This window comes from Streptomyces sp. RP5T (assembly GCF_003933965.1).
Lineage (GTDB): Bacteria > Actinomycetota > Actinomycetes > Streptomycetales > Streptomycetaceae > Streptomyces.
In genome coordinates, this window is record NZ_RSAJ01001074.1 from 1 (window position 1) to 1393 (window position 1393).

The following is a 1393-nucleotide window of genomic DNA, read 5'->3' on the forward strand; positions in this document are numbered from 1 at the left end:
GCGTCGGCGTGCCCGTCGGCGCGGTCGGCGTCGAGGACGGGGTTCCGGAACCCGTCGGCGTGGACGGTGTCGACGGCTTGGACGTCGAGGGCTTGGGGGACGTCGGCTTCGGCGAGGTCGGCGTGCTCCCCGTCCCCCGCGTCCCGCTCGGATCGTCGGACGGCCTGGCGGTGTCCGTGGGAGTCGGGTCGTCCGCGGTCCCGTACGTCCCGTCGGGCCCCGGATCGGTGGGACGGGAGGTCGCCGTACCGGTGTCGCCCTTGTCGTCGTCCTGCGGGACGTCCGCTCCGAGGTTGCCGTCGTCGATGCCGATGCTGGCCGAGGGGTTGACGCCGACCCGGTCGGACGGGGCGTTCGGGTCGTTGTCGGAGGTGGCGCCCAGCGTCACGACCGTGCCGAGCACCGCGACCAGGAGCGCGCCCGCGCCGGCCGCGACGAGGTTGCGCTTGGCGAGGCCCTTGAGCCCGCCGCGGGCCTTGCGCGAGGGCGCGGACGTGCTGGGCGAGCGGTGGACGACGACCGTCTGCGCGTCGGCCGGCGGCTGGAGCGCCGGGAAGGCCGCGGGGACACCCCCGGGCGGCGAGGCGGACTCGTCGTACCGGGCGTCGGGCACCTCCTCGCCCGCCGTCGCGCCGAGGACCGCGGCCAGGCCGGGCGCGCTGCCGTCCCGGTCGGAGACCAGGGTGAGGGCACGGCGGCCGGCGACGGTGCCGCGCTTGTCGGCGAGGGCGCCGCGCAGGCCGATGGAGGCCTCCAGTTCGGCGCGGGCCCGGTCGAGCTGTCCGCCGCAGAGCGCGAGGATGCCGAGCTCGTGGTGGAAGTAGGCCTGTTCGGACACCTCACCGGCGAGCCGGGAGGCCTCGGAACCGGCCCGTAGCGCACGCTCCCAGGCGCCCCAGTGGCCGCCGGCGGCGAAGGCGGGCGCCGCCGTGCGGGCGAGCTGCACGGTGACGGCCTGCTCGCCCTCGTCGGGGGCGAGGGTGGTCGGCACCAGGACGGCGAGGGCGGCCAGCAGGGCGTCGGCCTCCGCGCACACCCGCTCGGGGGTGACCGAGGGGTGCCCGGCCCACCAGCTGTAGTGCTGGGCGGCGGTGAGGGCGCGGCTCTCGGTGTCGTCGCCGTATCCGGCGGCCTCCAGCTGGGCGAGGACACCGGCGGCGAGCCGGTAGCGGGAGCCGACCGGGGAGACCAGTCCGCAGTCCGCGAGCTCGCCGAGGGCGGCGTCCGCGTGGGTGTCGCCGATCAGCGCGGGCAGGTGCGCCTGGTGGGGCACCTCGCCGCCGAGCGCGACGGCGAACCGCAGGGTGGCGCGGGCGGACGTGCTCAGCCGGGAGGCGAGCAGCGGGGCGGGGGCGGCGGCCTCGCCGAGCGCGGGCAGGGGTATCTCCTCGCC

At 77.7% G+C, this 1393-nt stretch carries 1 pseudogene; it reads right to left on the bottom strand.

Annotated elements, in window-relative coordinates:
• Window positions 1-1393: pseudogene (locus tag EHS43_RS44565) on the bottom strand (ATP-binding protein); the annotation flags it as partial.